The sequence below is a fragment of the Tautonia sp. JC769 genome (assembly GCF_040717455.1).
Classification (GTDB): Bacteria; Planctomycetota; Planctomycetia; order Isosphaerales; family Isosphaeraceae; genus Tautonia.
Genome location: NZ_JBFEFH010000015.1, coordinates 137,016 through 162,362, shown reverse-complemented (window position 1 = coordinate 162,362; position 25,347 = coordinate 137,016). Strand labels below are relative to the sequence as shown.

The 25,347-nt window shown below is 67.6% G+C and carries 18 protein-coding genes and 1 tRNA gene; 8 read left to right on the top strand and 11 right to left on the bottom strand.

Annotation, left to right across the window (positions count from 1 at the left end):
- Positions 1 to 426: 426 nt before the first annotated feature.
- Entirely contained in the window at positions 427 to 1,749 is a 1,323-nt protein-coding gene (locus AB1L88_RS16025; RefSeq protein ID WP_367097682.1) for a Gfo/Idh/MocA family oxidoreductase, read from the top strand.
- Between the two features lie 203 nt (positions 1,750 to 1,952).
- Positions 1,953 to 2,024, top strand: a tRNA-Gly gene (locus AB1L88_RS16020).
- Between the two features lie 350 nt (positions 2,025 to 2,374).
- Here AB1L88_RS16020 and AB1L88_RS16015 read toward each other — a convergent pair.
- Positions 2,375 to 3,817 (bottom strand): MATE family efflux transporter, encoded by a 1,443-nt coding sequence (locus AB1L88_RS16015; protein ID WP_367097681.1) that lies wholly within the window; start codon positions 3,815 to 3,817, stop codon positions 2,375 to 2,377.
- 260 nt (positions 3,818 to 4,077) lie between these two features.
- On the opposite strand from AB1L88_RS16015, the gene AB1L88_RS16010 reads away from it, so the two are divergent.
- Positions 4,078 to 4,986, top strand: a complete 909-nt coding sequence (locus tag AB1L88_RS16010) for a hypothetical protein (protein ID WP_367097680.1) — start codon at positions 4,078 to 4,080, stop codon at positions 4,984 to 4,986.
- A gap of 53 nt (positions 4,987 to 5,039) precedes the next feature.
- Here AB1L88_RS16010 and AB1L88_RS16005 read toward each other — a convergent pair whose 3' ends face one another.
- Positions 5,040 to 6,056 (bottom strand): Gfo/Idh/MocA family oxidoreductase, encoded by a 1,017-nt coding sequence (locus AB1L88_RS16005; protein WP_367097679.1) that lies wholly within the window; start codon positions 6,054 to 6,056, stop codon positions 5,040 to 5,042.
- Positions 6,057 to 6,498: 442 nt separating this feature from the next.
- Between AB1L88_RS16005 and AB1L88_RS16000 the strand changes: the two genes are divergently transcribed.
- From AB1L88_RS16000 to AB1L88_RS15990, 3 genes are read left to right on the top strand one after another with little or no spacing between them, the layout of a single operon-like run.
- Positions 6,499 to 7,818 (top strand): right-handed parallel beta-helix repeat-containing protein, encoded by a 1,320-nt coding sequence (locus AB1L88_RS16000; RefSeq protein ID WP_367097678.1) that lies wholly within the window; start codon positions 6,499 to 6,501, stop codon positions 7,816 to 7,818.
- 57 nt (positions 7,819 to 7,875) lie between these two features.
- Positions 7,876 to 9,072 (top strand): M20/M25/M40 family metallo-hydrolase, encoded by a 1,197-nt coding sequence (locus AB1L88_RS15995; RefSeq protein ID WP_367097677.1) that lies wholly within the window; start codon positions 7,876 to 7,878, stop codon positions 9,070 to 9,072.
- Between the two features lie 6 nt (positions 9,073 to 9,078).
- Complete coding sequence (locus AB1L88_RS15990) at positions 9,079 to 10,464, top strand: aspartate aminotransferase family protein (protein WP_367097676.1); 1,386 nt, start codon at positions 9,079 to 9,081, stop codon at positions 10,462 to 10,464.
- 67 nt (positions 10,465 to 10,531) lie between these two features.
- On the opposite strand, the gene AB1L88_RS15985 is transcribed toward AB1L88_RS15990, so the two are convergent.
- The 6 genes from AB1L88_RS15985 to AB1L88_RS15960 form a co-directional block, all read right to left on the bottom strand.
- Positions 10,532 to 12,007 (bottom strand): DUF1501 domain-containing protein, encoded by a 1,476-nt coding sequence (locus AB1L88_RS15985; protein ID WP_367097675.1) that lies wholly within the window; start codon positions 12,005 to 12,007, stop codon positions 10,532 to 10,534.
- A 36-nt stretch (positions 12,008 to 12,043) separates the two neighbouring features.
- On the bottom strand, positions 12,044 to 14,743 hold the full coding sequence (locus tag AB1L88_RS15980; RefSeq protein WP_367097674.1) for a DUF1553 domain-containing protein: 2,700 nt from the start codon (positions 14,741 to 14,743) through the stop codon (positions 12,044 to 12,046).
- A gap of 116 nt (positions 14,744 to 14,859) precedes the next feature.
- Entirely contained in the window at positions 14,860 to 16,899 is a 2,040-nt protein-coding gene (locus AB1L88_RS15975) for an HD domain-containing phosphohydrolase (RefSeq protein ID WP_367097673.1), read from the bottom strand.
- Entirely contained in the window at positions 16,880 to 17,233 is a 354-nt protein-coding gene (locus AB1L88_RS15970; protein ID WP_367097672.1) for a hypothetical protein, read from the bottom strand. The genes AB1L88_RS15975 and AB1L88_RS15970 overlap by 20 nt, the downstream gene beginning before the upstream one ends.
- 374 nt (positions 17,234 to 17,607) lie before the next feature.
- A complete protein-coding gene (locus tag AB1L88_RS15965; RefSeq protein ID WP_367097671.1) occupies positions 17,608 to 18,261 on the bottom strand; it encodes a response regulator transcription factor in 654 nt (217 codons plus the stop codon).
- Positions 18,233 to 19,771, bottom strand: coding sequence for a PAS domain-containing sensor histidine kinase (locus AB1L88_RS15960; RefSeq protein ID WP_367097670.1), 1,539 nt, complete (start codon positions 19,769 to 19,771; stop codon positions 18,233 to 18,235). The genes AB1L88_RS15965 and AB1L88_RS15960 overlap by 29 nt, the downstream gene beginning before the upstream one ends.
- Before the next feature lie 847 nt (positions 19,772 to 20,618).
- On the opposite strand from AB1L88_RS15960, the gene AB1L88_RS15955 reads away from it, so the two are divergent.
- Together AB1L88_RS15955 and AB1L88_RS15950 are read left to right on the top strand one after the other, a co-directional pair.
- Positions 20,619 to 21,014: a transcriptional repressor gene (locus tag AB1L88_RS15955; protein WP_367097669.1), complete on the top strand. Its 396-nt coding sequence runs from the start codon at positions 20,619 to 20,621 to the stop codon at positions 21,012 to 21,014.
- A gap of 350 nt (positions 21,015 to 21,364) precedes the next feature.
- Positions 21,365 to 22,237, top strand: coding sequence for an SDR family oxidoreductase (locus AB1L88_RS15950; protein WP_367097668.1), 873 nt, complete (start codon positions 21,365 to 21,367; stop codon positions 22,235 to 22,237).
- Positions 22,238 to 22,660: 423 nt separating this feature from the next.
- Here AB1L88_RS15950 and AB1L88_RS15945 read toward each other — a convergent pair whose 3' ends face one another.
- The 3 genes from AB1L88_RS15945 to AB1L88_RS15935 form a co-directional block, all read right to left on the bottom strand.
- Positions 22,661 to 23,314 carry a hypothetical protein gene (locus AB1L88_RS15945; protein WP_367097667.1) on the bottom strand — a complete coding sequence of 218 codons (654 nt, stop codon included), beginning with the start codon at positions 23,312 to 23,314 and terminating at the stop codon, positions 22,661 to 22,663.
- Between the two features lie 40 nt (positions 23,315 to 23,354).
- Positions 23,355 to 24,242: a hypothetical protein gene (locus AB1L88_RS15940; RefSeq protein WP_367097666.1), complete on the bottom strand. Its 888-nt coding sequence runs from the start codon at positions 24,240 to 24,242 to the stop codon at positions 23,355 to 23,357.
- 94 nt (positions 24,243 to 24,336) lie between these two features.
- Positions 24,337 to 25,332, bottom strand: coding sequence for an SUMF1/EgtB/PvdO family nonheme iron enzyme (locus AB1L88_RS15935; RefSeq protein WP_367097665.1), 996 nt, complete (start codon positions 25,330 to 25,332; stop codon positions 24,337 to 24,339).
- Positions 25,333 to 25,347 lie beyond the last annotated feature (15 nt).

Sequence of the window (25,347 nt, the reverse complement as noted above, 5' to 3'; positions counted from 1 at the left end):
GTGATGCGCTTCTGATGCGCCTCGTGATGCGCATCGGAGAGGCTGGAAATGGCTCGCGATGCGGTTGTCAAAGAGGTGCCTCGATCCTTCGGCGACATCAGGGAGGGGATGCCGGAAGGCGATCAGGGGATGAGGGCAGGGAAACCCGTCTCTCTCTATCTATACAGTCGTGGAAATGGGCGTCGGCAGTCACAGAAAATGACCGATGCGGTGATGACATGCTTTGCGTCGAACGGCCTTTCACATGAGCATGCCACCGGGATCGTCAAAGGAGCCGAGCCGACCGACGGGGGTATCGACTGGAAATCGGAGGACGGGGGGGGGATGATCGGGGGGCATCGTCCATCGCTTCGGATCGAGGTCGGCGGGGGTCGACCGACAGTCGAGATGGGCCTTCCCCTTTTCCAGATCGAGGAGCCATCGAAGATGAACGCATCGCGCAACAACGCCTCGCGACGGAAGTTCCTGATGAGTGCCGCGGCGGCCTCGGTCGGCGCGATCGCGTTCCCGACGGTCGTGCCCGCGAGGGCCCTGGGGCGAGACGGATCGGCCGCGCCGAGCGACCGGATCGTGCTGGGGACGATCGGCGTGGGGGGCCGGGGCCGGGGGCTGAACCGGATGTTCCTCCAGCAGCCCGACGTGCAACTGGTGGCCGTCTGCGACGTGGACGCCTCGCACCGGCAGCAGGCGGTCGCGGAAGTGAATGAACAGGTCGGCAACGACGACTGCGCCTCGTATCACGACTTCCGAGAGCTGCTTGCGCGGGATGACATCGAGGCGGTGATCGTGGCCACGCCGGATCACTGGCACGCAATCCCGACGATCGCCGCGGCCCACGCCGGCAAGGATATTTACTGCGAGAAGCCGCTGACGAACACGGTGGCCGAGGGGCGGGCGATCGTCGACGCGGTGGATCGCCACGGGCGGATCCTCCAGGTCGGCAGCCACGAGCGATCGGGCGACAATGCGCGGTTCGCCTGCGAGCTGGTGCAGAACGGCCGGATCGGCCGGGTGCACACGGTCCGCATCAACCTTCCCGACAACGACAACCACCACCAGGAGGCCAAGGCCCTGGCCGAGGTCCCCGGGCCGGAGCCGATCCCCGACGGGTTCGACTACGACTTCTGGCTCGGCCACACCCCCCGCGTGCCGTATGCCGAGGCCCGCTGCCACTTCTGGTGGCGCTTCAACCTGGCTTACGGCGGCGGCGAGATGACCGACCGAGGCGCCCACGTCATCGACATCGCCCAGCTCGGACTGGGCATGGATCACACCGGCCCGGTCCACTTCGAGGCCGAGGGGCGTCGCGGCGAAGGGCTTTACGACGTCTTCTGGGATTATGAATTCACCAACACGTATGCCGACGGGACGAAGCTGATCGGCTCGACCGAAGGCCCCCGCGGCCTGAAGTTCGAGGGGGAGGACGGCTGGATCTTCGTCGAGATCCACGGCGGTCGGCTGGAAGCCTCCAGCCCGTCGCTCCTGGAGGAAACCATCGGGCCGGACGAGATCCACCTCGGCCGCAGCCCCGGCCACCAGCGCAACTTCCTCGACTCCGTCCGCAGCCGCCAGCGCCCCGTCGCCCCCGCCGAGGTCGGCCACCGGACCGCCACCATCTGCCACCTGAACACCCTGGCCATGCTCACCGGCCGCCCCCTCGCCTGGGACCCCGAGGCCGAACAGGTGACCAACAGCGAGGACGCCAACCGCCTGCTCTCTCCCACGATGCGCAAGCCCTGGTCCCTCTGATCATCGCCGCCCTCGCCCGGCGTCACCCCTCCGCCCCCTCGGTGACGCCGGGCCCGGCTCCCCCTCCGGGATTAAGCGAAGACCTCCTCCACCTCCTTGACCCGGCCGCCTTCCGGCATTACCATGCCTCTAACGATGATCGACCGGTGCTCAGGACGATTGAGTGTCCCACACTCCCGCTCTTCAACTCCGATCATCCCACCGCGGGCGTAATTCAGTGGTAGAATGCCAGCTTCCCAAGCTGGACGTCAGGGGTTCGAATCCCCTCGCCCGCTCTCGACGCAAGTCTTTAGTCTGTCGTAGATTGTGACGCAGCCCCGAGTGAGGGGCGCGGCCCCTGAAGCGGGAACTTTTCGATTACAGGTCATCGCCTGGCCGGATCGTCGCCGCGAGCGCCCGGGATGGGGATGGAAAGGTCCATACGCCCGACGCCTGAGGTGGGCGATGGTATTGATTCACCCGCGACGACCTGCTCAAGAACGAGCAGGCCGGTCGGGGTCGCTTTTGGCTCGGTGACGAGGCGCTGGATGACGCTGCCGGCGTTGAGGAGTCAGGGCGTGAGCGTGCTGGGGGTTGTCGAAGACCTCCGCGTCGTGCGGGCCGGGATGCTCGGGGTTGCGGAGGGTCATGGGGTGAGTTCGGCGGCCTCGATGACCCGCATGGATTTCCACTTGCCGGAGCGGAACCGGAGCGAGAAGCAGGCGGCCATGGCCAGGATATAGGCGGTGGCGAAGGCCCAGGCCCACTCGATGGCCCCGCCGGACTGGACAAGGAAGTAGGTGGGGATGACCATGATCGGCCAGGCGAGGAGGAAGGTCACGACCGAGACGAATCGGGTGTCGCCGGCGCCGCGGAGGGAGAACGAGAAGGTCATGTTCACGGCGTCGGCCAGGGAGTAAGCCGCGGCCATCGCCAGGAGGGCGGGGACCAGCTCGGCCACGGCCGAGAAGTGGGCAGGGTCTGCCTGGCCCTCGAAGACCGAGACCATCACGCCGGGGATCGTCAGGTAGGCGAACGCGACCAGGCTCATGTACGCGAACACCCACTTCAGCCCGGTGTAGGCGGAACGCTCGGCCAGGTCGGGCTGCTCGCCCCCCAGGCGCTGGCCGACGAGGATCGAGACGGCCTGGACCATGCCCAGCATGGGGAGGAAGGCCACCATGTTCAGCCGGACGGTCAGGGCGGTGGCCCCGGCCTGGGCCTCGCCGAGCCGGCCGACGAGCTGCACGAAGACGTGGAAGACCAGGACGTCGGAGAAGACCTGCGAGCCGGCGGGCAGGCCGTAGCGCAGGAGCCGTCCGAAGAGTTCCCGCTCCGGTCGCCAGCCGGCCAGCGTGCGGAACTCGCGGGCGAAGCGAGGGCGGAGGAACAGGACCAGGGCGACCAGGGCGGAGACCCACGAGCCGGCCACGGTGGACCAGCCGGCGCCGGCGATGCCCCACTCAGGGAAGCCGAGGCGGCCGGAAATGAGGACGAGCCCCCCGGCGATGTTGACGGCCGTGCCGGCGACCTCAATCCCCAGGACGGTCCACGTCTGCCCGCGGCCCGAGAAGAAGCCGTTGATGGCGGACATGACCAGCATGGGCAGGGCGGCGAAGCTCAGGCAGCGGAGGTAGGTGACCTCCAGCCCTTGCAGGGCCGGCGTGTGCCCGCCCAGGGCGATCAAGGACGGCGCGGCCGGGACCATCAGCAGGAAGAGCAAGCCGGCGGCCACGGCGAAGAGGATGCCCTGCCAGACGGCCGGGCCGACGCGGTGATGCCGCCCCGCGCCGGTGTACTGGGCGACGAAGGTGGCGACGTAGCCGGCGGTGGCCTGGAGCAGGCCGAAGGGGAGCCAGAACCACATCATGGCCGGGAAGGAGGCGGCCATCTCCAGAGGGTCGTGCCAGGCGAGGAGCAGGGTATCGGCGAAGACCTGGGCGGTCATGAAGCTCTGGCTGACGACCAGGGGCAGGGCGAGGGTCAGGAGTTCGCGGCTTCCTCCCGGCCGCGATCGGGGGCGACAGCCTTCCTCGGGCTCGGGGGCGGGCACCTCGGTCGACTCGCCCATCACGGCATCTTGGCTCATCGATTGATCTCTCGCCGGGCAACGGGGGTGGCCGGTCCGCTCGGTATTTTGAATGGAGGCGCCGAGGGGTCGGGAGGTTCGGGGAGGCGGCGAAACGTCCCGATTTCGAGTCGGGAACATGAATGACCGAGGAGCATTTGGGCCCTGCGGGCGCGATCGGGCCATGACATCGTGCTTGTGATACGCCTCGACTTCGTCCTATCCTGTTCGGGAATCGGGGGTTGGTCGGTGGCGTCCGTGATGCGAGGGGATTGACGACCATGACGCTGATGCTGGTTTGCTTCGCGGCGGCGGCCCTGGGGCCGGGTGAGGATGGGGTGTCCGGCGACGCGGTGATCCGAGGCGGCGAAGGGGGTTCGGAGGTGGTGATCACCACGACCGATCGCCTGGCGGGGGCGATCCACTCGCTGACCTGGGGGGGCAAGGAGTTTATCGACAGTTTCGACCACGGGCGGCAATTGCAGTCGGCGGCGAATTTCGACTGCGGCAAGCCGTTCGTCCCCGAGGTGTTCAACCCGACCGAGGCCGGATCGCGGGCCGACGGGACGGGGGACTCGTCGTCGAGCCGGTTGCTGGAGCTTCACGCCGAGGGGGCGGAGCTGAGGACGACGGTGCGGATGGCCTTCTGGCTCGCGCCGGGGGAAGAGTCGCTCGGGAACCCGGCCCAGAACGATCGCGTCCTGTCGGATCACCTCGTTTCGAAGCGGGTCCGGATCGGGGAAGGGGGGGACCCGAAAGTCATTCGATACGACGTGGTGTTCACGGTCCCGCAGGGAGAGCACCATACGTATGCCCAGTTCGAGGCGGTGACCGGCTACATGCCCCCCGAGTTCGGCGCGTTCTGGCGGTTCGACGCGACGACGGGCGACTTGGTGCCGCTGGATGACGGGCCGGGGGAGCAGGCCGATCCGGTCGTCCTGTCGACCGCGGACGGGTCGCACGCGATGGGGGTCTACTCGCCCGACCCGTCGCCGGGCTACGGTCGGTTCCGCTTCGAGGCCGAGCGGGTCAACAAGTGGAACTGCGTGTTCCGGGAGCGCGACCCTCGGGGCGTGCGGCCGGGTGAGTATGCCTATCGCATGTTCGTGCTCGTCGGCACGCTCGACGACGTGCGGCGGTCGCTGGTCCGCTTGCACGAGGGGGACGCCGCGGGATCGGACGACTCGTGAGGGGTGCGGGATGCGACGGGTAGAACGGCCGGGTGCGAGGGGTGGGGCCTGGTTCAAGGGGTGTGATAGGGGGAGTCGGTCAGGGGGATGGCCTGCTGCGTGTCGGCGGCGAGCTGGGCCTTGAGGGCGATCTCGGTGATCCGACAGGCTTCGTGGAGGGTCAGGGGGGGAGGGCCTTCGCCTTGCAAGGAGCGGGCGAAGCGCGTGAACAGGTCGAGTTGAGGGTCGGGGGAGAGCGTGCGGGGCGGTTCCTGAGCGGTGGTGAGCGTGACCTTGCGATCGGCCAGCGCGAGTTCGACGACGCCGAGGGTGCCGGCGATGCGGACGCGCTCGTCGCCGTGGGTGGGGGCGGTCTCGGGGCGGAGGTAGTCGAGCGTGACGGAGGCGACTCCGCCGTTGCGCATGGTGAGCACGTAGCTTGCCTGGCTCGCGCAGGCGGGGAAGTCGGGATGGGCGGTGGTGCCCTCGTGGCCGGAGACCGAGGTGAAGACGTCGCCGAGGATCCAGTGCAGCCAGTCGAAGGCGTGGATGCCGGCCCAGGGGGCGATGCCGGGGAAGGTGTCCCGACTGCGCCAGGAGGCGGGGCGGGTGCGGCCCCACTTGTAGCTTTTCTGGCTGAAGCTGAGGAGGGGATCGCCGACGGCTCCGGCCCGGACGACGCGATGGACGGAAGCCAGTTCGGGCACGCCCCGCATGGTGTGCATGGGGACGAGGGGAGCTTGATTGGCCTGGGCGGTCTTATAGAGATCTTCAAGCGTGGTCAGGTCCATGGCCAGCGGTTTCTCGGCGATGACGGGAAGGCCGCGTTCCAGGCATCGAAGCGTCCAGGCGGGGATGCGGTCGGCACGGCCGCAGACCTGCACCAGGTCGAGGCGTTCGGTTTCGAGCATCCGGAGGGCGTCGTCATAGCGACGGGTGTCGATCGTCAGGCCGGGGGCGTGGTCGAAGGCGCCGGTCGATTCCTCCGGGCCGGTCGAGGCGACCGCGACGAGTTCGAGGCCGGTGATCTGGTCGAGGGCGGGGGCGTAGCTCTGCCAGTGGCCGGTCGATCCGATCAACCCGAGACGCATGGTGATGCTCCGTTCTGGCCGAGGTGATCGGGCGAAAAGGGGGAAGAACGATGGTCCGGACGTTGAGTTGAGGGGCGTGAATCGAGCACTTGCCGGCGAGCGACCGAGGGGAGAATCCCCGAAGATCGCCTGGCTTGCAGGGGGCGTCGCGCATCTTTGTTTATTGTGAGAGGTCTGCGATCACTGTAGCGGCCTGCCAGGAGTGACGCCAGCGGGGGATGATTCGCGTCGAGGCGGAGCGAGCGAGGCGGAGACTTCCCTCCCGAGAGATGGGGGGGCATACTGGGATCGATCGACAGGGACCGGGCGATTGCCCGATAAAGCTGCGAGCTCGATTCGGGATGAAGCGATCGAGGCGGGACAAGACGCGAACGTGACACATCCTCAGGAGGTCGTGATGGAGAAGCGTCGAGGTTTGCTTGGGATTCGGATGGGTGGGGGAATGTTGGGCCTTGTTCTGGCCGTCACGATCGCTTCGGGTGACGAGGTGGCTCCCCGGCCCGAGGAGCAGCAGTTGCCCCTCGCGATGCATTCGGAAATGACGGATCGGCCGGCGATCACCGTGGGGCGTGCCGACGCCGACCTGATCGGGGCCGACAACCGGGCGTTGCAGGCGGCGGTCGACTACGTGGCGGGCCTCGGGGGTGGGGTCGTCTCGATCGGGGAGGGTGAGTACCTGATGCGCGACTCGCTGCACCTGCGGAGCGGCGTGACCGTGCGGGGGGTGGCCGGGAAGACGGTCCTCCGCAAGGCGAAGGCGGCGGTGTCGCCGCTGGTGCTGGATGGGGATTTCGGGGAGCAGCAGATCACGGTTGCCGAGCCGGAGGGGTTCGGGGTCGGGATGGGGGTCGCGGTCTGGGACAGCCGAGCGGGAGGGTTCCATACCACCGTGGCGCGGATCACGGGAGGACGCGAGAACACGTTTTCGATCGACCAGCCCTTGATGGCCGACTGCATGGTGTCGAACGGGGCGATGGCCGCCACGATCTTCCCGGTCGTGAGCGGGGTGGGGATCGAGGGGGCGCGGGTGGAAGACGTGGTGATCGAGGGGAACAAGGAGGAAAACCCATATCTGAACGGTTGCCGGGGGGCGGGGATCTACCTGTATCGCGGCTTCGGGACGGTGATTCAGGGGTGTGTCGTCCGGAATTATCACGGGGACGGGATCAGCTTTCAGCAGTCGAATGATGTGGTTGTGATTAACTGCATCAGTGAGGAGAACACGCATCTGGGCCTCCACCCGGGGAGCGGCTCGCAGCGGCCGGAGGTGAAGGGATGCCTGGCCAGGAGGAACGGGACGGATGGTCTGTTCCTGTGCTGGCGGGTGCGGCACGGGACGTTCGAGGAGAACGTGTTGGAGGAGAACGGCCAGTTCGGCATCTCCATCGGCCATAAGGATTCCGATAACCTGTTGCGGGCGAACCGCGTGGTGCGGAATGCCGAGAACGGCGTGTTTTTCCGGAACGAGTCGGCGGCGATGTCGCCGCACCGGAATCGTCTGGAAGGGAATGTGATCGAGGACAACGGCCGAGAACCGGGGACGGCGGGGATTCGGGTCCGGGGTGAGCCGTCGGGCCTGATCTTCGAGCAGAATCTGATCCGGGATACGCGACCGGACGCGGAGCGGACCCAGACGGTGGGGATCCTGATCGAGCCGCAGGTCGGGCCGATCGCGATCGGCCCGAACCTGATCAAGGCGGGCACGGCGGTCGATGACCGACGCGATTCGCTCGAAGGGACGCCGGATCCGTCGGTGCCGTGATCGGGGCGGGAAGTGCGAGGTCGGATCAGAAGTTGAATTGACGAGAGGATGATTCACTTGAGTGGACTTTCGCAGGACGAGGTGACGCGGTTGCGCGATCGCGTGGACGCGGCGGTGACGCGGGATCGCTTGCTGGCGATCGCGGAGCGGTTGATTGCGGTCCCGAGCCCCACGGGATCGGCCGGGGCGGCGGCCGACGCCTTGGCCGAGATCCTGGGGGAGGAAGGGTTCGCGGTGGACCGGCCCGAGGCCGGCCATCCGGCGGCCCCGGCGGTGGTCGCTCGGCTGGACGGGAAGCGGCCGGGCAAAACCCTGCAATTCGACGGGCACCTGGACACGGTGCATTTGCCCTTCGTCCCGTTCGCCGTGGAAGGGGATCGGATTCGAGGGAGCGGGTCGTCGGACATGAAGGGGGGGCTGGCGGCGGCGGTGGAGGGGATGCTCGCCGCCCGGGACGCCGGGGTGCTGGAGGCGGGGTCGATCCTGCTGACCGCGCATGATCTGCACGAGGCGCCGTGGGGGTTCGGACTGCAGTTTGATCAGATGCTCATGGATGGGATCGTGGGGGACGCGGTCCTGATTCCGGAGCCGTTGTGCGGCCATGTGCCGGTGGCCGGTCGGGGCCAGGCGTGCTGGAAGATCACGATCCGACGCGAGGGGCCTCCGGTGCATGAAGTGATGCGCGACCCCGAGGCGCCGCGGGTGATCCCGGTGGGCGCGGAGCTGGTGAGGCGGCTTCACGAGCTGGACGATCGGCTGGCCGGCCAGGTGGACCCCGTGGCCGGGCGGTCGAGCGTGTTCGTGGGGCAACTGCACGCGGGGGAAATTTACAATCAAGATCCGCCGATCTGCTGGTTGGAGGGGACCCGGCGCTGGGTCCCCGGATACGACCGGCACGCGGTCGAGGCCGAGTTCCGGGGGATGCTGGCGGAATTGGCCGCGGAGACCGGGACCACAATCGAGGCGGAGTTCCAGCTTGTGCGCGATGCGTTCGCGCTCGATGTCAATTCAACGTTTGTCGGCGTGTTTCAGGCGGCACGCAGCGCCATGGATGGAGAGCCCTTGCCGACGGGGCCGAAAGCATTTGTGGACGACGGCAACAGCGTGTCGGCGCTGGCCGGCGTGCCGAGCATTACCCACGGCCCTCTGGCGGGAGGGCAGCACACGGTCGAGGAATGGGCTTCGATCGAGGACCTGATGCGAGTGGCCCGCCTGTACGCCCTGACCGCAGCCCTGTATTGCCCCCGAGGATGACGATCGATGGCGACCGTGTCTCACACCATGCCCGACCTGATCAGCGAAGCCCAAGCGTTCGAGGAGCGATTCCTCCGGCAGATCTTCGTCAGGGACCAGATGGCGGAATGGTCCAAGCACCCGCTCATCATGTCCCGGGCCGAGGATGTCTCGTACTGGGATGTGAACGGGAAACATTATCATGATGCGTTGTCGGGGATTTACGTGGCCTCGATCGGTCACAACAATCGCAGGGTCATCGACGCGATCAAGGAGCAGTTCGATCGGTTGACGTTCTCGCCGGCCATGCACGGGACGAACCCGGTGGCGGTGCAACTGGCGAACCTGCTGGCCGAGCTGGCCCCCGGCGACCTGGGGGCGGTGAAGTTCCAGTGCGGCGGGTCGGAGGTGACGGAGGCGGCGATCAAGCTGGCCCGGCAGTACCACCGGCTGACCGGATCGCCGGGGAAGTACAAGATCATCAGCCGGTATCAGTCGTGGCACGGGTCGACGCTGGGGTCGCTGTCGGCCTCGGGGTTGAAGGCGCGCAAGACGGTGAACGAGCCGATGGCGCCCGGTTTCCTGCACGTCTTCCCGCCGACCTGCTACCGATGCCCGTTCGGCAAGGCGTACCCGAGCTGCGAGCTGACCTGCGCGACGATCATCGAGCAGGTGATCGCGATGGAAGATCCGGCCACGGTCGCCGCGATCATGGTCGAGCCGATCGGCCACACGGGGGGGGTGATCGACCCGCCCGAGGAATACCTGCCGCTCCTGCGGGAGATCTGCGATCGGAACAACATCCTCCTGATCTTCGACGAGATCATCACCGGATTCGGCCGGACGGGGCACCTGTTCGCGGCGGAGACGTTCGGGGTGGTCCCCGACGTGCTCTGCGTGGCGAAGGGGATGAGCGGCGGTTATGCGCCCCTGTCGGCGATGATCTGCCGGCGGCCGATCGCCGATGCGTTCTGGGGGCCGATCGAGTCGAACCCGGGATTCGTCGAGGGGCACACGTTCGAGGGGAACCCGATCTCGTGCGCCGCGGGGATCGCGGTGATCCGGGAGATCCTCGAACGGGACCTGTGCGGCAACGCGAGGGAGCAGGGGGCCCGGCTCCGCGCCGGGTTCGAGCGCCTGGCGGAGCGGCACGGGGTGATCGGGGACATCCGCGGCAAGGGGCTGTTCCAGGCGATCGAGTTCGTCCGAAACCCGGCGACGAAGGAAGCGATGCCCGACGCCTTCGGGGTGCGGGTCGGGCGGCGGGCGCTCGAGCATGGCTTGCTCTGCCGGTTCGACCCGAACTGGATCGCGTTCGGCCCGCCGTTGATCGTCACCGCGGAACAGATCGATGCGATGGTGGCGATCCTCGACCGCAGCCTCGGCGAGGTGCTGGCCGAGACCGCGGCCTGACGAAGGTTGAACGCCGGGGCCTTCTCGCGAGCGTGAGAAGGCCCCGATCGGGAGGTGGGAGCTGGGATCAGGCGAGGATCTCGCGGATCGGCTTGCCGTGGTCGATGTCGAGCCGCTTGAAGCCGGGGACTTCGAGCCTGCGGGAGTCGAGGCCGAGTTGGTGCAGGACGGTGGCGTGGATGTCGGTGACGTAGTGGCGGTTCTCGACGGCGTGGAAGCCGAGTTCGTCGGTGGCGCCGTGGACGACCCCGCCCTTGACGCCGCCGCCGGCCATCCAGGCGGAGAAGCCGAAGGGGTGGTGGTCGCGGCCGTCGCCGTTCTGAGAGCCGGGGGTGCGTCCGAACTCGGTCGCCCAGACGACGAGGGTGTCGTCGAGCAGGCCGCGGCGTTTCAGATCCTTCAGCAGGCCACCGATCGGCTTGTCGACCTGCTTGCAGAGCTTGGAGTGGCCGGGCCTGAGGCTGGAGTGGGCGTCCCAGGCCCCTGCGCCGCCGTTCGAGCCGTGGAAGATCTGGACGAAGCGGACGCCCCGCTCGACGAGGCGGCGGGCGGTGAGGCACTGCTGGCCGAATTCTCGGGTTTCGTCGCGGTCGAGGCCGTAGAGTTCCTGGGTCGCGGAGGACTCGGAGGCGAAGTCGACGACCTCGGGGACGGACATCTGCATGCGGAAGGCCAGCTCATATGATTTGATGCGGGCGCGGAGCTGGGCGTCGTCGGGGTACTGGACGGCGGAGATGCGGTTGAGGCGGTCGATGAGGTTGAAGGTGTCGGCCTGTTCCTCGCGGTAGACGTCGGGGCCGGGGGCGGCGAAGGGGAGCGGGTTCTTCGGGTCGATTTCGAGCTGGACGCCGTCGTGCTCGGGGCCGAGATAGCTGGCGCCGTGGCCGTTCATGCCGCCGCAGCAGTCGGCGATGGGGGTGCCCAGGACGACGAACTGGGGGAGTTCCTCGTTGAGCGAGCCGAGGCCGTAGTGGACCCACGAGCCGATGGTCGGGAACGGGCCTTCGAGCGAGTGGCGGCCGGTGTGGAACTGGAGCTGGGCGCCGTGGTTGTCGTTGGTCGTCCAGAGGGATCGGATCACGGCGAGGTCGTCGACGCAGTCGGCGACCTCGGGCCACCAGTCGCTGACCTCGATGCCGCTCTCGCCCCGTTTGGAGTAGCCGACCTGGAGCGGATAAAGCTCGTGGCGGATGTGGCCGTTGGCGTCATTCTGGATGGCGATCCGGACGTTCTCGGTGTAGGGGGATTCGAGCACGTCCCGATGCGGGGTCTCGTTGATGGTCTTGCCGGCGTAGCGGTTCAGGGCGGGCTTGGGGTCGAAGCTCTCCAGGTGGCTGGTGCCGCCGATCATGAACAGCCAGATGACGCGCTTGGCCTTCGGGGCGAAGTGGGGGAGGCCGTCGGGCGGGGCCCAGGGGCCGAACTCGTCGGCCCGGGCGATGCCGTCGCGATAGAGCATGGCGCCGAGCGCCAGGCCGGTGAAGCCCATGCCGAGGTCGGCCAGGAAGGCACGTCGAGGGGTCTTCGGGGCGATCGGATTCATGGGATTCGGGGCCTCCCGGGCCGCGTGGAGGGGGGATCAGCGGATCGTGAGGAAGTCGGAGTGGTTCATCAGCGCGTGGATGAGATTTTCTCGGGCACGCTGATGGGGGTCGGCCGAGGGGGGGACGGCGCTCTCGGGGCCGCTCTCGAAGGGGGTGAGCGCCTCGGCGTCGGCGAGCCGAGCGGGCTGGGTCTGGAGGTACTCCAGGCAGGCATCGCGTTCGTCGGGGCCGGGGGCGCGGCCGAGGACGTGCTCGAAGGCGAGCGAGACGAAGGAGGGATCGGAGTCTCCGCCGCATTCCTCGGAGAGCTTGCCCGCGAGGTGCCGGGCCTGACCGAGCGTGAGCGAGCTGTTCGAGAGGGCGAGCGCCTGCTGGGGGGCGACGCTCACGTCGCGGCGGTAGCAGGAGGTGACGTTGGCCGAGTCGAACAGCTTCAGGAACGTGGCCCGTTTTTCCTTCGCGTGCCGGAAGTAGAGGCTGCGGCGCGGGGTGTCGAGGGCCGATTCCGGGGCGAGGTCGGGGCCGCCGAGGGTCGGGTCGAGCGACCCGGCGACGCGGAGCACGTTATCCCGGACCAGTTCCGACTCCATCCGCCTGGGGTTCATGCGCCAGAGGGAGCGGTTCTCGGGGTCGATGGCGGTGTTCGGGTGGTCGGGGTCGGACCAGGACTGCCTGCGGTAGGCGTGCGAGGTGACGATCAGGCGGTGCAGGTGCTTGAGGCTCCAGCCGGAATCGATCAACTCGACGGCCAGCCAGTCGAGCAAGGCGGGATGGGTGGGGTCGGCGCCGTTGATGCCGAAGTCGAACACGGAATCGACGAGCGGCTCGCCGAAGTGGCGCATCCAGACGTGATTGACCGCGACGCGGGCCGTCAGGGGGTTCTCCCGGTCGGTGATCCAACGGGCGAGCGCGAGCCGCCGGCCGGTGCTGGTCTCCGGCCGGACGGGTCCGAGCGGGGTGTAGGAGGTCGGCAGCGGGGCATCAAGGGCCTTGGTAGCGTCGTCGGCGGCCTTGGTCGCATCGGCGAGGGCCTTCTCGGCGTTCGAGACGGCCTGGGCGGTCTTGGGGTCGGATTCGGAGAGCGCGGCCCGGGCGTCGGCGAGCGCCTTTTCCGCGATCGCCTTGTCGCGCAAGGCCCGGGCCAGGCTGGCGCGACGTTCGGCCAGGCCGGCCTGGATGGTCAGGAGTTCGACCTGGGATTCGTCGGGATTGGAGGCGTATCGGGCGTCGTCGGCGGCGATCCGGGCCTCGACGGCGTCGCGTTCCGCCAGGGCAACGTTCAGCCCGCGTTCGGCGAGGCGGAGGGGGGAGAGGGAATCGTCATCGGCCGATTCGGCGGGCGTTGGGGAGTCGGGACCGGACTCGGCCCGGGCCTGTTGCAAGGCGGATCGGGCGGATTCGACCGCGGCCCGTGCGGTTTCGAGCGCCTCGCGGCGGACGTGGGGACGGAGGCCGGGGTAGGAGGCGGTCGGCGGCAGGGAGACGGGGGAGATGTCGAACGCGTCGCCGAACATCCGGGGGATGGAGGGATCGAGGGGGCGGCTCTCGACCGGCATCGATTCCTCGCCGCGCTCGAAGAGGTAGGTCGGGCGGTCGGCATGGGCGTCGAAGACGCGGACGAGGCCGTCCTTGGCGGTGTCGGGCTGGCCGGGGATGCGGTCGGTGGCGACCTCGTGGGGTTCGAACAGGGCCCGGAAGCGGTAGTAGTCGGCCTGGGGGATGGGGTCGTACTTGTGGTCGTGGCACTTGGCGCAGTTGATCGTCAGGCCGAGGAAGGCCTTGCCCGTGTGCTCGACGGTGTCGTCGAGCCAGATATTGCGGTTGAACTTGTACCAGTTGCGGACGAGGAAGCCGGTGGCGCGCAGGGTGTCGGGGTCGTCGGGGGTGATCTCGTCGGCGGCGAGCATGGCCCGGATCATCTCGTCGTAGCCGAGGTCGGCGTTGAGCGACTCGACGATCCAGTCGCGCCATCGCCAGATGTGCGGCTGGCTCTCGCGGACCTCGCTCTGGAAGCCGTCCCAGTCGCTGTAGCGCCAGACGTCCATCCAGTGTCGGCCCCAGCGTTCGCCGAAGTGGGGGCTTTCCAGCAGGCGATCGACGGCGCGGTCGTAGGCGTCGGGGCCGGAGTCGGCGAGGAAGGCGTGGAGTTCGTCGGGGGTCGGGGCGAGGCCGGTCACATCGAGCGCGAGGCGGCGGAGCAGGAGGGCGGGGTCGGCCTCGGGCAGGGGAGTCAGGCCGAGGCGTTCGTGTTCGGCGGCGAGGAAGGCGTCGATCGGGTTCGATCCTTCGGGGCGGCCCGGGGCATCCGGCACGTCGGGCCGGGCGGGGGGCTGGAAGGCCCAGTGGTCCATCGGGTCTTGCTGGGGTGCCTCGTCGGCCGGCGCGGGGGCGCCGGCGGCGATCCAGGAGCGGATCCGGTCGACCTGCTCGTCGGTGAGGGGTTCCCCCTCGGGGGGCATGCGGAGGCCGTCGTCGTCGGTCAGGACGTGGAGGAGATAGCTTTCCTCAAGGTCGCCGGGCTCGATGACCGGCCCGGCGTTGCTGCCGACCCGCATCAGCTCGACCGTGTCGAGGCGCAGCTCGGCCTCCTGCTTCAGGGCGCCGTGGCAGGAGTAGCAGCGGGCGGTCAGCACCGGCTTGATGTCGCGGAGGTAATCGACCTCGTCGGCTCCTGCCTGGGGAGGCACAACAACCAGCCCGGCGAGGATCGCCGCAGCCGAGAGACGCAACACCATTCGCTCTGCCCCCGGAGAGGATTCCATGCGGGTGATTGGCCAGTCGCACCAAACTGCCCGCATGGGTGGTCAACAATTGTTAAGAATACCGCGCCCTTGCCGGGGGGGACAAGCCGTTACCGAGGGGGGCGGAAGGCGTGCTCACGTTCCTCTCGGTCGGGAGGCGTCGATGCGACGCTGCTGGGGCGAGGGTGGGCAGACAGCTCGGGAGGAAGCCCGTCGAAACTGTTTGCCGAGTCCCGGTCGAGCAGGCGGAGGAAGGCCGAGACGATCTCGGGATCGAGCTCGGTGCCGGAGAGGGCAAGCAGGTTGGATCGGACCTGGGCCGGAGGGAGGGCGGCGCGGTAGGGGCGGTCGGACGACAGGGCGTCCCAGATGTCGACGACGGCGAAGATCCGCGCGGCCAGGGGGATTTGCTTGCCCTTCAGGCCGCGGGGGTAGCCGCTGCCGTCCCAGCGTTCGTGGTGGCAATAGGGGATGTCGAGGGCCGGCCGGAGGAACTCGATGGGGGATAGGATGGCGAAGGCGTCGTCGGGGTGCCGGCGGACGACGGCCATCTCGTCCTCGCTGAGTCGTCCGGGTTTGAGGAGGATGTGGTCGGGGATGCCGACCTTGCCGATGTCGTGGAGCAGGGCCCCGCGGCGGATCTGGACGAGCTCGTCGCGGCTGAGTCCCAGCTCCCGGGCGAGCCGGACGGACATCTCGGTGACGCGGAGGCTGTGCTGCTCGGTCTCATGGTCGCGGAGATCCATGGCCCGGCTCCAGCCCTCGATGGTCGCCTCGTAGGCGACGAGCAGGCGATGGTTGGCGCGCCGGAGGTTGTCGATGAGGGTGGCGTGTTCGATGGCGATGGCGGCCTGGCCGGCCAGGGTCTCCAGGTAGAGGAGCCAGCGGGAGTCGGGGGCGATGGTCGATCGGTGGCCGACCTCGAAGATTCCCCAGGGTTCGCCCCGGACGACGATGGGGACGGCCCAGTACGACCGGAACGCCTCGTGTTCGAGCTGGGCGGGGATGGGGACGGGGACGGGCGCGGCGGGGTCGGCACCGAACCGGACGGCGCAGGAGCGGCGCTCGAGGAACGCGGTGGCACGCGGCCCGTGGGTCAAGGGGTCGACCTCATCGGGATTGGGGGGGCGGAGGAACCCCCTGGCGTTGGCGAAGGCGAGCCCGGGCCGGTGAGGGGCGCGGAGGAGGACGGCGGCGGCATCGACACCGAGCCGGGCCAGGCCCTGATCGAGCACGACGTTCAGGAGTGCGGGCAGGTCGAGGCCGCTCTGGATCGCGCGGTCGATCGTCCGGAGGGATTGGATGCGGTCGAGCTGCATCTCGACTTCGGCGTTCAGCGCCAGGTTTTCCTGCTCGACCCGACACTGATCGGTGATGTCTTCGGCGACGAACGAGAGGCGGTCGCCCCGGGTGCCGGCGCCGGGAATCGGGCAGATGATGGCGGAGAAGGTGCGGGGCCCCCGGGGGGTGACCTCGCGATAGTCGAACCGTTGGGGGGTCCCCTCTTCCAGGCATCGGGTCCCCTGTTCGACCCAGAGCCTGATGCGGTCGGCGGGCAGGCCGAGCTCGGTGGCCCAGCGTCCGGAGAGGTCCCAGGGGGAGCGGCCCAGGGCCCGGGCCGAAGCCTGGTTGACCGAGACGAAGCGCAGGTCGTGCGCATCGAGTTCGACGACGCCGATGGCGAGCGAGGGCATCTCGAAGACGCTGCGGAGGATGGCCTCGTGCTCGTCTCGGGATTGCTCGATCAGGCGGCGGGCGGTGACATCGGCATGAGACACGACGACATGGCGTCGCGGGGAATCGCCGGGGAGGCGGAGGGGGGTGACCCGGCCTCGGGCCCAGCAGACGCGGTTCGGCTCGTGACAGGTGTAGTCGAGGCAGAATGCGTCTCGGTGGCCGGCGAGGACGGCCCGGATGCCGGATGCGAAGGCCAGCGCGGACTCGCGATCGTCTCCCTGGGCGGCCTCGCAGACGGCCAGGTAGTTGGCCCCTTCGGCGACGGAGGAGCGGTCGGCATCGTTGGCGAGGGCATGGTCGAGCCAGGATCGGTTGACCCACCGGATGACGCCGACGTCGTCAACCAGGGCGATCCGGAGCGAGAGGGCGTCGAGGATGTCCTGCGCGTCGGGCTCAGCCTGCGGAATACGCACCCAAGTCTCCTCGGTCCGGGCCGGTCGTGGGGGAGTCGTCGTCTTCGGCTTCGTCGGCGGGCCAGAGGATGCGAATCACGATTTTCCCATCCCGAGTGCTCAGGTCGATCTCGGGCAGGTGATTCGATCCGATTGTCGTTTCAAGATAGGTCGCTTCGTCGCCTTCCCAACGCTCGAACAGGTCGGGGTTCAGCAGTGACGATTCCGATGTGTCCCCGAAGGCCATCGCGGTGAGTTCGGAGAGCAACTGCTCCAGCACGGTCGAGCCGGGGGTCCTCGATCCGGGAGGCGTGGGGAGCTCGGGCGCGGAGAAGACCAGGAGGTCGGGTTTCATCGGCCAGGGTCCTTGGGTCGTGGCAAGGGCAGGTTCCGAGCATTCCCTCGGGGTACTCGCCTGCGAGGATGTCGGGGAGGCTCGAGGACGATTTGAGGAAGTCGGCTGCGGAAGCCTCGGCAAGGGAGCACTCTGGTGGGGATCTGTCGGGAGCCTTGCCGAAGCATTCCGCAGAAAAAATGCAACGCGCCGAAACAGCTTCGTCGAGTCTGATCGGGATCCGCGTCGATCCCGATCAGGGGCACCTTTGCATCTTTAATCAACAGTATTCCCGCGCGGGGGGGCGGATGTCTCTCGGGTCTTTTCCTGAGACGAAGGTCGGGAATTCCCCTCCCCTGTTCGGGGGCGGTGCAGGGGGGGGGGCGGGGAGGGGATTACTCGTCGGGGGTGACCAGCCCGACCCGGATGGCATAGCGGACGAGACTGGCGATGTCGTGCAGATCGAGCCGTTCCATCAACTGAGTGCGATGGGTGTCGGCGGTCTTGACGCTGATGTTCAGGCGGCGGGCGATGGCCTTGGTCGTCAGGCCCTCGGCGATCAGCTTCAGGACTTCTCGCTGGCGGGCGGTGAGGCGGATGGGGGCGGGTTCGTCGAGATCCGGACGCTTCGCGTAGTTGGAGATCAGGTGAGAGGAGATGGCCGGGCTGAGGTACGTCTCCCCCCGGGCGACCGTCCGGATGGCCAGCTCGACCTCGTGGACGGCGGCATCCTTGACGAGGAATCCGGCCACGCCCGCCCGGAAGGCACGCTCGGCGTATTCTTTCGTGGCGTGCATGGAGAGGATGATCGTCCGCGTGCCGGGGAAATTGCGACGGACCCGGTCGGCCAGTTCCAGGCCGGTCATGCCGGTCATGGAGATATCGGTCAGGAGGATGTCTGGGCGGTGGGCTTCGAGCCGAGGTAACGCCTCCTCGGCCGAGGAGACATCGCCGCAGACCCAGAGATCCTCGATCCCGTCGAGGATGGCGCGGACCCCCGCGCGGAAGAGATGGTGGTCGTCAACGACAAGAATCGTGATCTTCGTCACGACGATCCCTCCCTTCGGCCGTGGTGTTCGGCTGGGCGAAGCTGAGCTGGATCTCGGTCCCGGCCTGCGCGTTCGACTGGATCCGCAGGCTCCCGCCGGCATCTTCGACCCGCTCTCGCATGCCGATCAGGCCCAGGCCGGTGGCCTGGAGCGGGTCGAAGCCGACGCCGTCATCGCGGATCTCGAGGTTCAACCGGCCGGCGCGGTGCGTCAAGTGGAGGGCCACTCGGGAGGCCTTCGCATGCCTCGCGACGTTCGTCAGGGCCTCCTGCGCGGTCCGGAAGCAGGTGGTGGCCACGAGGGGGGCGACGCTGAGTTCCCGGGGATCGACGTGCAAGGACGTCTCGATTCCCGTGCGCTCGGTAAATCGGTCGAGGTACCAGTTCAGGGCGGGGACCAGGCCGAGGTCGTCGAGGAGCGCGGGGCGGAGATCGAGCGAGAGGTTTCGCACCTGATCGAGCGTCTGGTCGAGGAGCGACTTCGCGTCGTTGAGCCGGACGCTGAGGACCTCGGGCCGCATGAGGGCGGTCTCGAGGTTCATCTTGATGGCCGTGAGCCCCTGGCCGATTTGATCGTGGAGTTCGCGGGCCAGGGAGCGCCGCTCGGCCTCCTGGAGATTCAGGAGGCGGCGGGTCAGTTCTCGGAGGCTGTTCGACGACTCGGTCAACTGGAGCTCGGCGCGTTTCCGGTCGCTGATGTCGCGGATGAAGACCAGGGCCCCTGATTCCCCCCGGTACTCGATGGGGATGGCGTTGACCTCGGAGTGAACGTGCCGCCCATCGGGCCGCCGGATGGTGCGCTCGAGACGGCCGGCGATCTGGCGATGCTGGTTGATCAGGGCGATGCGCCGCGTGATGGATTCGCGCTCGGCCGGGTCGAACCAGTCGACCACCTCCTGGCCGAGCAGTTCGTCCGCGTCCCGGGCGCCGAAGAGGGTCACGGCGGTCGTGTTGACGTAGCGGAATCTCGAATCGACCTGGATGAAGATGCCCTCGGGAGCCGACTCGACGAGGGTTCGGAAGCGTTCCTCGGAGGTGCGTAGCGCGTCTTCGGCCTGGCGGCGCTCGGTGACGTCTCGGGCCATGCTGATCATCAGGCGGCGGCCGTCGTTCAGTCGCCCGAGCGGGGCGGAGCTGAACGACCAGACCCGGGTGGAACCATCGCGAATGCGAATCTGGAAATCCGACTCGTCGACGCGTTGGTCCAGGGAGAAGAGCCCCCGGATCGCCTCCTCGGCGTTGGCATGTGCTTCGCCATACGCCCGCTCGGTCCAGTCGAAGATGGTCTTCAGGTCGTCGGCCGAATAGCCGGTGGAGTGGATCCAATTCTGGTTCAACAAAACAATCTCGCCATCCTCGGCGAAGATGATGACGGGGATGGGGGCATCGACGATCGCCCTGCGGAATCGCTCCTGCACTTCTGCGAGGTCTCGGCGGGTCGTCTCCAGGCCGACCAGCGCATCGGTCAGCTTCCAGTAGAGGATCAAGGCCGTGACCACCACGAACGCCATCCCCTTCGCCGTCGCGAGGGACCCTGCAGGGATTGATTCCCAATGGATCAGGACCAGCAAGGCGTCTGAGCAGAAAATCCAGAGGGTCGCCGCGACAAAATAGGCGAAGACGATCCGCCGGACAATCCGAACCGATTGGCCCTGGGGAGTTCTAACCGATGGAATCAGCAGCTTTTCGGACGAATCACCAGCGGAATGCGATCCCTTCACAGTGCTCCGTGTCCTGTCCCATCAGACGTCACATTTTCAGGCCAGATGCAAGTTGGACCTAGGGTAGACTGCCCCGTCGGATATTGAAACGAAAAAGTCGAAGAGAAAGTGCAGTGATGGTTGGGTGATTGTGTGTTGTTTTCGGTCCTCCTGGCCCGAACGCATGTCGGAATGGGGCGATCCTGAATCAGGACGCGACTCATCCTTGTGGGAGATGCACGTGCAGATTTTGTCTTCAAAAGCGTGGGCTGCATGACGGACAGGAAGGATCGGGGGTACTGGAATTGGGGGGTGGCTCGTTCGTTTTTTTTGTTCGGAGGGGGGTTGGGACGATCGCGAAGGGTGATCGACGAGGCCATGGACGGTCGGATTCCAGGCTCTTTTCGGCGCGGGACGCGGGGGCTTGATCCGGCCGGAGCTCGAAGGACTCCTCGACGCCCGGTCGTGGCAACGCCTGATGCTATGGCCAAGGCCTGATCCGCGATTGGCAGGCGCGAGGTGGTGAACCGCGTCGCGGTCTCTGGCATGATGGAAGGGTTAAACCGTCCCGGGCGACGGGAATTCTGATCGTGGGTCTCTGTGTGATCGGTGCGGGGGCGCCCTGGGGCGACCTCCACGCCGGGGTGGGGTTTGTCTGATGAATATTCGAAAGACACGACAGGGGCAGGCAATCCGCCGTGTCATTGCCGAGTCGGGCCGGCCGCTCAGCCCGGCGGAGATCCAGGAGGCGGCGAAACACGACATCCCGTCGCTGGGCCTGGCCACGGTCTACCGGGTGATCAAGCGCATGGCAGAGGAGGGGGAGGTCGCGGCGGTCCAGCTCCCGGGAGAGCCGCCGCGTTATGAAGACCAGCGCATCGCGGCGAATCACCATCATCATTTCCACTGCAAGGGCTGCGGGCGGGTCTTCGACGTGCCCGGTTGTCCGGATGGACTCGATGCGCTGACGCCGCCCGGCTTCCAGGTCGATCATCACGAACTGGTGCTCTATGGCCAATGTTCCCTCTGCCGGCAAGAGCCGGACGCGTCGTGACGATGGCCCGGTGTTGATCGGCCGGACTGAAGGTCGGATCGATCGCGTTCCGTGCCCAGGATTGGGGGGGCGGCGTGACGGGCCCCGCGAGGATGGGTCGCGCCATCCAAGAGCGGGTTTTCGTGCAAATGACGGCGCTGGTCGTGGGCGGTTCGCCCTGTGGGCCCAGGAAGGGAGCCGTCGGGGTGGGGATTGTTGCCTACAATCACAATGATCGTCCTGAGCGTTCCGGATCGGGTTCGGTTCAGGAATCAGGCGAACACCGATGGGAGCACATCGGTTTCGGGGCGTGGTTCTGCGCGACATGACGATCCGGAACCGGGGAAACAGGCATCAGGAGTCATCCGGCGATGGCCGAGGAACTGAGACGCATGGAGGGGAAGCGTTGCCTCGTGACCGGGGCGACCTCGGGAATCGGGGCGGTGACGGCCCAGGAGCTCGCCCGGCTCGGGGCCGAGGTCATTCTCGTCGGGCGCAACCCCGAGAAATGTGAGGAGATGCGGGAGCGTCTCCGGCAGCAATCGGGGGACGCCGCCATTCACGCGATGGTCGCGGACCTTTCGTCTCAGGCCGAGGTGCGTCGCCTGGCCGAGGTCGTCCGGGATCGGTTCGATCGGCTGGACGTGCTGGTCAATAACGCGGGGGCCTTATTCCTGGAGCGTCGCGAGAGTGTTGACGGCATCGAGATGACGTTCGCGCTGAATCACCTTGCCTATTTCTTGCTCACCCATTTGCTCCTCGACCGCTTGAAAGCCGCGGCACCGAGCCGGATCGTTGTCGTGGCATCCGACGCCCATCGCGGGGCATCGATCGACTTCGAGGACCTGCAGGGGCGTGATCGGTTCAAGGGGTTCCGGGCCTATCGTCAGTCGAAGCTCGCCAACATCCTGTTCGCCGGGGAGTTGGCGAGGAGGCTCGACGGGTCTGGCGTGACTGTGAACGCGCTGCATCCGGGCGTGGTGAACTCCTCCTTTTTTTCGTCGGGAGAGGGGCCGGCCTGGTGGGTGATGAAACGCGTCGCGGGCCTCTTCGCCATCTCCCCCGAGCACGGAGCAAGGACCTCGGTCTATCTGGCCCGCTCTCCCGAAGTCGAAGGGGTGTCGGGCGCCTACTTCGTCAAGCAACGCGAGGTGAAGCCGGATGCCGCGGCCCAGGACGACGAGGTGGCCAGGCGCCTCTGGCGTGTCAGCGAGGAATTGACCGGGCTGGAGCCATCCGCGTGAGTCACCGGGGTCATGGCTTCGGCACACGATGGGCGAGCCCGATCGATCGAGGTTCCGGCGATCGCGCGTCATTGAGGATCGCTGGGTCCGCTCAAGTCCGTTCGCCGGATCTCGATTGATTGGCGCGGCGGATTCTCAAAGGAGTCGATATTCTAATGAGTGATGCGTTATTGATCGCCGGCCTCATGCTGGTCTGGTTCGCCGTGATGCGCTGGGTGTTGCCTGCCCTGGGAGTCCCGACCTGAATGGGTGGTTCGTGTGCGGTGTCACCGCACGAGGATTCGGGGCGATCGGCCGCCTCAGAGGCCCCGCTCGGTGCCGATCGGGACGCGACCCCACCGGACGGGCAGGCCGGCGGCGAGTGTGCGTGATCTGCCGGCTGGGATCCGCCTGGGATGGTGGGGGAGGGAGCGACGTCGATGGTCAAGGAACCAGGCAGAGCGCGAAGGGGCGGGCCGTCGACGGCTTAAGGCTTGTCGAGAAGCTGATCGAAGCCGCCAGGCCGTTCGGCAGGGCACCCAGCAATTGCTCGATGAATCGGACTCGATTGTCGCGGTGATGGAGTTCGACCGGCGTTCCTGACGCGAGTCTCTCGCGGAGCGCCGCCAGTTCGTGAGGGCTGATGGGCGCGCCTTGATGGCCTGAGGGCTTCCCGAGGAGTGCTCGATGGCAGTCGCCGAGTTCGACCTCCCCGAGGACCGCATCGGGCTCGGGGCGATAGTGAAAGACTCCGAGGGCGAGTGCATCGAGGTAGAGTGAGATCGGCGGGATCCCGCTCCGCTGGAGCGTCTGGGCGTCGAAGATCAAGGCGTGGGTGTAAATCTGCCGGCCGCCCCTGCCGCTGTACTCCGGAGGGCCTTCACTCGAGCGCGACACCGCCATCCGCCCTTCGAGCAGGGGATGGATGTTGAGGCTGGCACGGTTCGCCTCGTCGGTGAGGAGGGCGCCGTGCGAAGGACACCATGAGGCCAGGATCCGGGCCTCGGTTTCGGAGACGCCCCGCGAGCGCCCGACCACATGATAGCCTTCGCGACCACTTCGGGGTAATGAGGTGTAAATGGCCTGGTCCACCCACATGACCTCGTGTCCTGAATAGGGCCACCGACGGGGGCGATCATCAGCGGATCAGGCCCGAGAGCCAGGCGAACGGCTCGACCACGCCCCGGGGTTCGACACGCAGGGGGATGAGCAATTCTCCCCCATCGCGATCGACCAGGCGGCCGCACGACCCCGCCACGCTGGAACAGAAGAACTTGAAGTGGCGGAGCCTCGCGTCGCACATCCGCCAGAGGGCCGAGGCGTGTGCTCGGGCAAATGCCAGGGGATCGTTGATGGGTTCCTCGCACAGGTCGACCTTGGTGAAGACGAGCGCCACGGGGATCTCGATCTTGCGACGACGATGGCCGTGCATCGATTCGAGATAGGAGATGAGCTGCATCGCGAACATTTCCTGGGCCTGGCCCTCGGCGATCACGCCGACGGTGTCGATCAGGACGACGAGGCCGCCGCAGCGTTCGATCAGCGTCCGCACGGTGGTGTGAGTCCCCGGGCTTTCCAGCTCGCTGGCCACCGCCTCGCCGGCGACGTCGGGCGTCACCACATCGAAGCCGTGGCGTTTCCCGGTCGAGACCTCGCAATGGACCCATTGCCAGCGGTCTGCCTCGACCGGGGTCTTGTCGGGGAAGCGTTGCCGCTCCAGCGAGAGCATCACCTGGCGTTGCAAGGCCAGCGAGAAGGGGCCGCGGGCCATCCCGTGGAAGGGGCCGACGCCGTGGGCGAGGAGGTCGAGGAGCATGCCGAGGTAGACGGTCTTGCCGACGCCGCTGGGCCCGAGGATGCCGACGATCTGCGGGAAGGTCGGCCGCCCCAGGATCGATTCGATCACTTCGGCCGGGGCGAAGCACTCGATGCAGGATTCCCCGCGCAGGCTTCCTCCGCAGAGCGGGCAGGGGATCTGACCCCCGAGCCGCGTGCTCCGGTCGAGATAACGGACGCCGGTACTCATCACAGGGGGCTCCTCAAGGATTTGCCGGGGGCCAATCGATCGTCGGGGACGCACGGCCGCTCGGGATGTTCGGCAGGTGGCAGGGGCGTTGGGTTCAGGGTTTGGGTTGCTCTCGGAGCCGGTCGGCAGAGAGGGCGCACCGGAATCCGATGTTCGGACGGCGGTCGAGCGTGCCCTGGCCGGTGACGAAGTGGCAGGTCGCCTCGCCCGGGAGGTAGGTGTCGAAACCGCCGCCGACGATCCTCCGCATGGGCTTCCACGGCAGGAATTGCGCCCCCGAATCGCAAGGGACGGCATCGAGCGGGTCCTCGATCCATTCCCAGACGTTGCCGCTCATCTGGAGGATCCCATTGGGGGTGGCCCCGTTGCGGTAGGCGTCGACGGGCACGGTGTCGCCGATCCCACTGGACCGGAGGTTGGCCCGGGCCGGGTCGAACAGGTCGCCCCACGGATACCGGGTGCATCGGCCGCCGCCGAGGTGCTCGGGCCAGCCGCCGGCCTTCTGCCACTCGGCCGCGGTCGGCAAGCGCTTGCCGACCCATCGGGCATAGGCATACGCCTCGTACCAGCAAATGCCGACGACGGGATGATTGGCCCGGTCGCTCGGGTACGCCCCGTTCGACCAGTCGGCCGGCCCCGGCCGGCCGGTGCGATCCGTGAATTGCAGGAGGCTGGGCCAGACCTCCCGGGGCCAGAGTTCCAGGCAGTCGTAGCAGCCGGAGGCCACGAAGCGCTGGAACATTCGGTTCGAGACGACGTGCCGGTCGAGATAGAAGGCGGGGACCTCGACGAGTTCCTCGCCGCCGTCGCTGCGGGCCACGACCAGCCTCCCGAAGGGGATGAGGGCCATCCGCGATTCGAGCGACCCCCAGGCGCGGCGGGCGTCGTCCTCGGTGACATGATCTGCCGCCGAGTTGAGCAGGGCGAAGGCGTCTCGGCCATCGGCGATCAGTTCGTCGATGAAGTGGCCGACCGTCTCCGCCTCGGGGGCAGGGCCGGCGGCCGGAGGGGGATTGGAGCGACCGCCGAGCCATCGGGAGGCCCAGCCTCGGCGGGGAGTCTCGGGCGAGGGACGGACCTGAACAGACATCGGATTTCCTTTGAA

What these genes read in the sequence shown, in the direction of transcription:
- AB1L88_RS16025 (WP_367097682.1), top strand. Translation starts at nt 427, where the DNA reads ATGAACGCATCGCGCAACAACGCCTCGCGACGGAAGTTCCTGATGAGT.
- AB1L88_RS16015 (WP_367097681.1), bottom strand. Translation starts at nt 3,817, where the DNA reads ATGAGCCAAGATGCCGTGATGGGCGAGTCGACCGAGGTGCCCGCCCCC.
- AB1L88_RS16010 (WP_367097680.1), top strand. Translation starts at nt 4,078, where the DNA reads ATGACGCTGATGCTGGTTTGCTTCGCGGCGGCGGCCCTGGGGCCGGGT.
- AB1L88_RS16005 (WP_367097679.1), bottom strand. Translation starts at nt 6,056, where the DNA reads ATGCGTCTCGGGTTGATCGGATCGACCGGCCACTGGCAGAGCTACGCC.
- AB1L88_RS16000 (WP_367097678.1), top strand. Translation starts at nt 6,499, where the DNA reads ATGTTGGGCCTTGTTCTGGCCGTCACGATCGCTTCGGGTGACGAGGTG.
- AB1L88_RS15990 (WP_367097676.1), top strand. Translation starts at nt 9,079, where the DNA reads ATGGCGACCGTGTCTCACACCATGCCCGACCTGATCAGCGAAGCCCAA.
- AB1L88_RS15985 (WP_367097675.1), bottom strand. Translation starts at nt 12,007, where the DNA reads ATGAATCCGATCGCCCCGAAGACCCCTCGACGTGCCTTCCTGGCCGAC.
- AB1L88_RS15980 (WP_367097674.1), bottom strand. Translation starts at nt 14,743, where the DNA reads ATGGTGTTGCGTCTCTCGGCTGCGGCGATCCTCGCCGGGCTGGTTGTT.
- AB1L88_RS15970 (WP_367097672.1), bottom strand. Translation starts at nt 17,233, where the DNA reads ATGAAACCCGACCTCCTGGTCTTCTCCGCGCCCGAGCTCCCCACGCCT.
- AB1L88_RS15960 (WP_367097670.1), bottom strand. Translation starts at nt 19,771, where the DNA reads ATGGCGTTCGTGGTGGTCACGGCCTTGATCCTCTACTGGAAGCTGACC.
- AB1L88_RS15955 (WP_367097669.1), top strand. Translation starts at nt 20,619, where the DNA reads ATGAATATTCGAAAGACACGACAGGGGCAGGCAATCCGCCGTGTCATT.
- AB1L88_RS15950 (WP_367097668.1), top strand. Translation starts at nt 21,365, where the DNA reads ATGGCCGAGGAACTGAGACGCATGGAGGGGAAGCGTTGCCTCGTGACC.
- AB1L88_RS15945 (WP_367097667.1), bottom strand. Translation starts at nt 23,314, where the DNA reads ATGTGGGTGGACCAGGCCATTTACACCTCATTACCCCGAAGTGGTCGC.
- AB1L88_RS15940 (WP_367097666.1), bottom strand. Translation starts at nt 24,242, where the DNA reads ATGAGTACCGGCGTCCGTTATCTCGACCGGAGCACGCGGCTCGGGGGT.
- AB1L88_RS15935 (WP_367097665.1), bottom strand. Translation starts at nt 25,332, where the DNA reads ATGTCTGTTCAGGTCCGTCCCTCGCCCGAGACTCCCCGCCGAGGCTGG.